The 7,441-nt window shown below is 42.6% G+C and carries 8 protein-coding genes; 6 read left to right on the forward strand and 2 right to left on the reverse strand.

What is annotated here, in order from left to right; all coding sequences use genetic code 11:
- The first annotated feature begins 7 nt into the window (after nucleotides 1-7).
- The 4 genes from FC83_RS14245 (at nucleotide 8) to trxB (ending at nucleotide 3,462) form a co-directional block, all read left to right on the forward strand.
- A complete protein-coding gene (locus FC83_RS14245; protein WP_035454745.1) occupies nucleotides 8-1,057 on the forward strand; it encodes an NAD(P)H-dependent glycerol-3-phosphate dehydrogenase in 1,050 nt (349 codons plus the stop codon).
- Nucleotides 1,054-1,932 carry a UTP--glucose-1-phosphate uridylyltransferase gene (locus FC83_RS14250; RefSeq protein ID WP_057002918.1) on the forward strand — a complete coding sequence of 293 codons (879 nt, stop codon included), beginning with the start codon at nucleotides 1,054-1,056 and terminating at the stop codon, nucleotides 1,930-1,932. The genes FC83_RS14245 and FC83_RS14250 overlap by 4 nt, the downstream gene beginning before the upstream one ends.
- A gap of 63 nt (nucleotides 1,933-1,995) precedes the next feature.
- Entirely contained in the window at nucleotides 1,996-2,406 is a 411-nt protein-coding gene (locus tag FC83_RS14255) for a tetratricopeptide repeat protein (protein WP_035454747.1), read from the forward strand.
- A 111-nt stretch (nucleotides 2,407-2,517) separates the two neighbouring features.
- Nucleotides 2,518-3,462 (forward strand): thioredoxin-disulfide reductase, encoded by a 945-nt coding sequence (trxB, locus tag FC83_RS14260; RefSeq protein WP_082622602.1) that lies wholly within the window; start codon nucleotides 2,518-2,520, stop codon nucleotides 3,460-3,462.
- A gap of 59 nt (nucleotides 3,463-3,521) precedes the next feature.
- Here trxB and FC83_RS14265 read toward each other — a convergent pair whose 3' ends face one another.
- The gene (locus FC83_RS14265) at nucleotides 3,522-4,889 is read right to left on the reverse strand and encodes an Nramp family divalent metal transporter (protein WP_057002919.1); all 1,368 of its coding nucleotides are present in this window, start codon (nucleotides 4,887-4,889) and stop codon (nucleotides 3,522-3,524) included.
- A 224-nt stretch (nucleotides 4,890-5,113) separates the two neighbouring features.
- On the opposite strand from FC83_RS14265, the gene FC83_RS14270 reads away from it, so the two are divergent.
- Complete coding sequence (locus FC83_RS14270; RefSeq protein ID WP_035454749.1) at nucleotides 5,114-5,755, forward strand: TetR/AcrR family transcriptional regulator; 642 nt, start codon at nucleotides 5,114-5,116, stop codon at nucleotides 5,753-5,755.
- Here the strand turns inward: FC83_RS14270 and FC83_RS14275 are convergent.
- Complete coding sequence (locus FC83_RS14275) at nucleotides 5,752-6,315, reverse strand: hypothetical protein (protein ID WP_035454751.1); 564 nt, start codon at nucleotides 6,313-6,315, stop codon at nucleotides 5,752-5,754. The two genes, FC83_RS14270 and FC83_RS14275, sit on opposite strands and share 4 nt — an antisense overlap.
- 173 nt (nucleotides 6,316-6,488) lie before the next feature.
- Here FC83_RS14275 and FC83_RS14280 point away from each other — a divergent pair.
- On the forward strand, nucleotides 6,489-7,441 hold a 953-nt coding region (locus FC83_RS14280), incomplete at its 3' end, for a phospho-sugar mutase (RefSeq protein WP_162260674.1).

Here is a 7,441-nt window from a genome sequence, read left to right on the forward strand (position 1 = left end):
AGAGTATATGACAAAAATTACAGTATTAGGTTCTGGTTCTTGGGGCACTGTTTTGGCCAATCTATTAGTGGAAAATGGCCATCATGTGCTGCTTTGGGGCCGGGGTGAAAAAGAAGTTCAGGAAATCAACACCCAACACACCAATCGGCATTATCTCCCAGAATCAACGCTAAGACCGCAATTAAAGGCAACAACGGATTTACAGGCAGCGATAGCCGGTACCGATGCTATTTTATTTGTGGTACCCACCAAAGCGATTCGATCCGTAGCCCAGCAAGTGGCCCAACAGTTAACCAAGGTGCCCGAATTAAAGCCGATTATTATCACTGCCACCAAGGGTTTGGAGCAACATACAAATGCGCGAATTTCGGAAATTATTAGCCATGAAATTGCCGCAAACTTGCGGCAAGGTGTGGTGGTTTTATCTGGACCAAGTCATGCTGAGGAAGTTATTAAAGATGATATTACCACGTTGACGGTGGCCTCCAAAGATGTGCCAAGTGCCAACTGGGTGCAAAAAATCTTTATGAACGACCATTTCCGCTTATATACTAATAATGATGTCACCGGTGTTGAAGTCGGTGCTGCTTTGAAAAATGTGATTGCCATTGGTGCTGGAATCGTCCACGGACTGGATTACGGTGATAACGCCAAAGCTGCTTTAATGACCCGCGGACTTGCTGAAATGACCCGGATGGGTGTGTCCTTAGGGGCGGATCCCCTGACGTTTAGTGGGCTGTCTGGATTAGGCGATTTGATCGTGACCTGTACCAGTGTCCATTCTAGAAACTGGCGGGCGGGTAATGCCCTGGGCCAGGGTCGCAAGCTACCCGAGATTTTGGCTGATATGGGTATGGCCGTCGAAGGGGTTTATACCGCCAAAACGGCCCATGATTTATCGATTGCCCAAAATATTGACATGCCGATTTCCGAATCGATTTACAAAGTTTTATATGAAGATGCCGATTTAAAGACCGAAGTTATTAATATTATGAAACGTAAGGGACAATCAGAAAATGAATTGATGCGGCCGCGTTTGTCAGGAGAGTCTGAATGAAAGCAAAAAAAGCTGTAATTACCGCCGGTGGCTTAGGGCTAAATTTATTACCGGCCACCAAAGCATTACCCAAAGAAATTTTACCTATTTTTGATCGACCAGTCATTGATTATGTGGTCCAAGAATTAAAAGAATCTGGTATCACTGATATCTTGTTGGTATCTGGCAAACGTAAACGGGCAATTGAAGATTACTTTGATTCTGCACCGGCCTTAGAAATGGCCTTAGAAAAAAAACATAAGACGGCCTTGATTCAATTAATTCAGGCCTCAACGGATGTGAATCTGTACTTTACCAAACAAAGCGAACCCACAGGTATTGGAGATGCTTTGTTGTTAGCTGAAGATTTTGTGGATAATGATCCTTTTGTACTGGTATTAAGCGATGATATTGTAAAGGATCCAGTACCGTTGACCAAGCTACTGTTGCAGGATTTTGACGATTATCAAACACCAGTATTAGGCATTGAAAACATTACCCCAGATGAAATTCGCCGTTACGGCGTGGTGGAATTAGGCGCTCAAAAAGCTGAAGGTTTGGCAGCGGTCAAACAAATTGTGGAAAAGCCTGATGAAAATACAGCCCCAAGCAAATTAGGGGTCATTGGTCGGTATGTTCTACCAGGTAATTTCTTCACTTATTTACGCCAGTTGCCGCAACAAACCCCGGACACAGAGCAGCTATCCACAGCGTTAAATTTATTGAATCAAGATCAACCTATTTTAGCTCGATATTTTCATGGCCAACGCGAAGATATTAGTACCAAGTTAGGTTTATTAAAAGCCAGTATTGATTATGGGCTCAAGAGTGCGGAATTTGGGCCAGCTATTGTCCAGTATATTAAGGCTTTAGCCAGTAGTGGGCGTTTAGACTAGTATTATTGGATTAATTATGTTACCTTTGGAACAGTAATTTTCAAGAAAAAGAGGATTGTTACGTTGTCCAAAATTATTCCAGTTATTCCTTGTACTGATTTGTACATTCAACGGGCCCAGGTTGCTTTGGATCAATTACATTACGACCAAGCGATTCATGATTTGACGATTGCTGGCACTTTAGCGCAAAAAGACGCCCAGGTGGCTTATATCGCCAGTGAATTGGCCGTGGTATATGAAACTATTGGGGATTATCGCCATGCTATTCAAATTTTAAAGCAGCTCCCGAAACGAATGTACACAACTTGTCCGGAACTATTATTTTTCTCTGCTGAAGCTTATAGTCTATCAGGAAACAGCACCCAAAGTGTCAAGTATTTAGAACGCTACTTAAATAGCAAGCAGCCAGTTTATCTTGATGAAGCGTTAGCTTTAAAGGCCCGCTTGCAACAAAATTGGAATCAAGGCTTATAGCACTGTTTTTGGGTGGTAACAGCCACTGTGATTTATAAGCTAGACAAACAACTGAAATTGCGGTATGGTATTAATCGTTAACAACTTATTTTTAGTAAGGAGGCCTTTGCGGTGAAATCATATGATGTCGTCGTAATCGGAGCCGGCCCTGGTGGTATGACGGCCGCGCTTTATGCATCGCGATCCAATTTATCCGTTTTAATGATCGATCGGGGTATTTATGGTGGACAGATGAACAACACAGCTGAAATCGAGAACTATCCAGGATTTGACTCGATTTTGGGCCCGGATTTAGGCGAAAAGATGTATTCCTCAGCTACGCGTTTTGGAGCTGAGTATGCTTATGGATCAGTCACAGATGTGGAAGATCATGGCGCTTATAAAGTGGTCAATACAGATGATGGCAGTTATCAAGCCAAGGCAATCGTTATCGCTACAGGTTCTGAGCACCGTAAATTAGGGGTGCCTGGTGAAGAAGAATATTCTGGCCGGGGTGTCTCTTATTGTGCGGTCTGTGATGGTGCCTTCTTTAAAAACAAAGAAGTTGCGGTCATTGGTGGTGGTGATTCTGCTGTAGAAGAAGGGCTTTATTTAGCTCAACTGGCTTCTAAAGTAACTGTATTACATCGGCGTGACCAATTACGGGCACAACAAATTATTCAAAAACGAGCTTTTGCCAATGAAAAGATGAATTTTGTCTGGAACGCGCAAGTTGAAGCAATTGAAGGCGACGGGCAAGTCGTCACTGGTGTGAAGTATAAAGATAAAATCACCGGTGAAGAGGCTGTTGTACCGGCTTCTGGCGCTTTCATCTATGTGGGGATCGAACCTATGACCAAGGCATTTGAAGATTTAGGTATCTTAGATAATGCGGGTTGGGTTGTGACCGATGCTCATATGCAAACCAATATCCCTGGCATTTTTGCCATTGGGGATGTGCGTAAGAAGGAATTGCGTCAAATTACCACCGCTGTCGGTGATGGTGGTTTAGCAGGTCAAGGTGTCTTTAAGTATATCCAAAGCTTAGATGATGCCAAATTACGTCAAAACAGTTAATCTCATTAAAATTAAAGCATCAAAAAAGGGTTCTCAGCGAGGGAGCCCTTTTTTGATGCTTATAATACCGTTTGTAAGGTTTGAATAATGAGGTAGACGTTTAAGCCAATCAAGACAACTGTGATAAACCAGGCGGTATATTTGACCCAAGCTCGATTGACAAAGGGACCCATAAGTTTTTTATCACTGGTGAACAACACTAACGGAATGATGGCAAATGGTAAAGCAACACTTAAGAATACCTGAGAAAAGGTCAGCAAATTTTCAATTTTGGCTTCGTTACCCTTATAGTAAATAGCAAAAATCAAAACTGGTAACACGGACATCAGCCGGGTGATCAGGCGTTGGGCCCAAAGTGGCATTCTTAAATGAATGAATCCTTCCATGATGATTTGACCGGATAGGGTACCGGTAATGGTCGAACTTTGACCGGAAGCCAGTAAGGCAACGGCAAAGAGCATACTGAGAATAGGGCTGGCGATGGCACCAACAATTTGCGAATTACTTAAAGCATTAAATAAGTCCACGAAGCGACCTAATGAACTGTTGGTTCCAAAGAATAAGGCTGCCCCTAAAACTAAGAGCAAACTATTTACCACAAAGGCCAGTGTCAATTGCACGTTAGAATCGATGGTCGTGAAGCGAATAGCTTCTTTTACCGCTTTATGATCCCGGCGATCTACTGCCCGGGTCTGAGAGATAGAAGATCCTAAATATAAATCATGGGGCATGACTGTGGCACCGACGATCCCTAAAGCCAGGTATAACATAGATTTATTAGTGACGATTTGTGGCGCGGGGATGTAACCGGCTAGTAATTCTTTGATATTTGGATTGGACAAAGCCACCTCATAAGAGAAAACTAGCAGAATAACAGCAACTAAGGTAGCTACAATGGCTTCGATTTTACGGAAGCCTAATTTCATTAATAAGAGCAGTAACAAGACGTCTAAGCTGGTGATCAAGATCCCAACAATCAGTGGAATCTTAAACAATAATTCCAAGGCGATCCCAGAGCCGATGATTTCGGCAACATCGGTGGCCATGATTGCTAATTCAGTCACGACCCAGAGCATGAAACCGACTTTTTTAGAGGTACGGTCTCGAGTCAACTGAGCCAAGTCTTTACCAGTGACGATCCCCATTCGAGCGGCCATGGCCTGTAAAAGCATGGCAATCAGACTGGATAGTAAGACCACAGATAGTAGGGTATATTTAAATGAAGCCCCACCAGCAATCGAAGTGATCCAGTTCCCGGGATCCATATAACCCACAGCAATTAAAATACCGGGGCCAGTATAGGTAAATAACTTGCGCCAAAATCCGGCATTTTCAGGGACTTGAATACTACCGTTGATTTCGTCTAAACTTTTACTTCCTGAATCTGATATTGAGAATAACTTGTGTTTGCCATCACTCTCTGGCATTAAAAAGCCCTCTTTCCATTGGTTTGAAATTCAGGTCATATATTTTGAGTGAGCACTCAATCAATTTCCATGAGTAATTATATGCTTCTAGCTAAATTAGTCAACCCTAAAAAAATAATTAGCCATAATGCATTTCGCGTTAGATTGGGGTATACTTGCAATTAAAGAATTTTGTCAAGCCGACAAAGCTCAAAACTTAGCGTAAAAATGGAGAGCGATAAGTCATGCCAAGTAAGACATTCAATATTGCATTGGATACACAAGCGTTCGATCAGATGACCGCCAAACAAAAACAGATCATCTCAGCCGCGATTGATCTATTTTCCGAAAAAGGCTATGCCAACACTAGTACCAAAGAAATTGCGGCAAAAGCTGCAGTGGCCGAGGGTAACATTTTTAGCACCTTTCATAATAAGCGTGGGTTATTGGAAGCCATTATTAACCCTGTATTGCGTTCAATTTTCCCAACGACAGCGCAACTTTCAACTGTGACCCAGCCAGCACCATATAAATCTTTGCGTGATTATATGTATGATTTTTGCACAGAACGCCTGGCTTTTTTAAAGGCCAATCGGCAAGTCATCAAAATTTTTGTAGCCGAAATTATTTATAATGATAAGTTACGGCAACGCTTAATTAAAGACTTTCCCGCTTCCAATCGTTATTGGTTACAAATGGCCGACAATTTAGACCAGTTAAAAGCACAAAAGTTATTGGTGAATTGGGATAATATTAAAATTTTAAAAACGATTTGGTCCGTGATGGGCGGCTCAGTTTTAGGCTATCTCTTTTTTGATCAGCCCATCAAAACGGCAACACTTGAACAAAATATTGATACGGCGACGCGACTATTAGCTTATCGTTAATGGCTGGTGTCATTTGACCGGCGCTTGCCTTTTAAGGCAGCTTGAACATGGGGATCTTTGCGCTGGAGGAAACGTACAAAAGAAAAACTAGAAGCGCCAGCTAACAGCCAAGTAAACCAGGTCTTTTCGGCGCCAAAGTTAAAGCCCAGCCATAGATCGCCTTCAACTTCTTTGGCAAACTCGGTGATGAGTGAGTGTTTAGCCGTTGGTTCTAACCAAAGGCTAAACAGTGCCCCAATGATAAATACTAAGAACCAGCCAACAATATAGGGCCGGTTTTTTTTAATGCTAACCACTGGACGACCGGTACTATCAGGATTGGGAGTTACTTTGAAGTCAACTTTAGAAGCCTGATAGTAGCCAATCAAGATTGAAATGATAATCAAAAAGAACATGATTAAGATATTTTTCGTTTGCCAAACCATACCCGAGAAAAACATAATCAATGAATAAATTGGTAAAATAACATGTTCAAAGCGACCGATCTGCTCAAATTTAAAGGCCTTGCGGGTGATATGGACAACACCAAGCAGTAATAATAAATCTAATAATAAATTCATGGTAAATAACGCCACTTTCTGGTTTAGAATATAAATAAATAAATATATTGGATATTTTGAAAATAGGATTGTCAGCGCAACCATTTAAATAAAATTGCGATTGTTTATACAAAGAAAAAAACGGCGTCTATGCTATAATTGAAGAAAATGATAACTAATAGGGGGTACTTTCAATGAGTTGGCAAGATAATTATCAATTATGGCAAAAGGCCCAAAACTTGGACTTGGATTTAAAGGCTCAATTAAAAGAAATGGCAGATGACCCTAAAGCCTTAGAAGATGCTTTCACGGCACCCATGGAATTTGGCACCGCCGGTATGCGGGGGGTTTTGGGTCCTGGGATCAATCGCATGAATATTTATACCGTGCGCCAGGCTACCGAAGGCTTAGCCCGATTTATGGATACCCTAGATGATACCACCAAACAACGGGGGGTAGCCATCAGTTTTGATTCCCGCTATAATTCCGAACTTTTCGCCCATGAGTCTGCTAAAGTTTTAGGGGCCCACGGTATTCCTAGCTACGTCTTTGACCAGTTACGGCCAACACCGGAACTGTCCTTTACCGTGCGCCATTTGAAGACTTACGCAGGTATCATGATCACCGCCAGTCACAATCCGAAGCAATATAATGGTTATAAGATCTATGGCCCTGATGGCGGCCAGATGCCACCTAAAGAAGCCGATCTGATCACCAGCTATGTGCGCAAAGTGACAGATTTATTTAACATTGCTGTGGTTGCTGAAACAAAATTACGGGAAGCTGGTCTGATGCACCTGATTGGTGAGGATGTGGATCAGGCTTACCTGGCCGAATTAAAAACGGTTACGATCAACCCAGATTTGATCGCCGAAACCGGTAAAAACATGAAACTGGTTTATACGCCGTTACACGGGACCGGGAAGATGCTGGCCGAACGGGTCTTGCATAATGCCGGGTTCCAAGGTTTTTCCATCGTGACGAAACAGGCTATTTTGGATCCAGAATTTCCAACCACACCATTCCCTAATCCGGAATTTCCCCAGACTTTTGATTTGGCTATCAAATTAGGCCAACAAGAAGGGGCAGATGTCCTGATCGCCACGGATCCCGATGCCGACCGCCTAGGGACGGCCGTACGCCAGCC

The sequence above is a fragment of the Agrilactobacillus composti DSM 18527 = JCM 14202 genome (assembly GCF_001436375.1).
Taxonomy (GTDB): domain Bacteria; phylum Bacillota; class Bacilli; order Lactobacillales; family Lactobacillaceae; genus Agrilactobacillus; species Agrilactobacillus composti.

Bases quoted from the DNA above. Each gene is read 5' to 3' on its own strand.
- FC83_RS14270 (WP_035454749.1), top strand. From the start codon at position 5,114: ATGCCAAGTAAGACATTCAATATTGCATTGGATACACAAGCGTTCGAT.
- FC83_RS14245 (WP_035454745.1), top strand. From the start codon at position 8: ATGACAAAAATTACAGTATTAGGTTCTGGTTCTTGGGGCACTGTTTTG.
- FC83_RS14250 (WP_057002918.1), top strand. From the start codon at position 1,054: ATGAAAGCAAAAAAAGCTGTAATTACCGCCGGTGGCTTAGGGCTAAAT.
- FC83_RS14265 (WP_057002919.1), bottom strand. From the start codon at position 4,889: ATGCCAGAGAGTGATGGCAAACACAAGTTATTCTCAATATCAGATTCA.
- FC83_RS14275 (WP_035454751.1), bottom strand. From the start codon at position 6,315: ATGAATTTATTATTAGATTTATTATTACTGCTTGGTGTTGTCCATATC.